The organism is Wolbachia endosymbiont of Tettigetta isshikii (assembly GCF_041154185.1).
Taxonomy (GTDB): Bacteria; Pseudomonadota; Alphaproteobacteria; order Rickettsiales; family Anaplasmataceae; genus Wolbachia.
The window spans coordinates 1-327 of sequence record NZ_JBFTEN010000060.1 but is presented as its reverse complement, the minus strand read 5'-3'; the positions used below and the strand labels follow the sequence as shown (position 1 = coordinate 327).

Below are 327 nucleotides of genomic sequence, written 5' to 3'. Positions count from 1 at the left end.
ACGTTGTTTTTACTCAAGGTAAAATTATTGATGATGTTTTTGAAACTGCAATAAACTGTGATCTGCAAGGACTGAACGCTGCGTGCTATGGTTAGTACAGATGTTTATGCAGAAATTGGTGATACAGTTTTAATGCCTAAAAGTTCAAGATTTATTATGGAAGAAAGATTTGATGCTCCAGTTTTACGCGTGACTGGCAATGACATTCCGCTTCCCTATGCAAGTTGACCTCGAAACAATGCTGCCCTTTTCACTTGAAATCACACTAGGCAGATGGGTCGACTTGATATTCTTGCAAAATTGACATATAAACCTGCAGATATAATA

Annotated in this window: 1 protein-coding gene; it reads left to right on the top strand. The window is 37.3% G+C overall.

Annotated elements, in window-relative coordinates:
* Positions 1-87: 87 nt before the first annotated feature.
* Positions 88-228: a hypothetical protein gene (locus AB6N09_RS05685; protein ID WP_411131954.1), complete on the top strand. Its 141-nt coding sequence runs from the start codon at positions 88-90 to the stop codon at positions 226-228.
* Positions 229-327 lie beyond the last annotated feature (99 nt).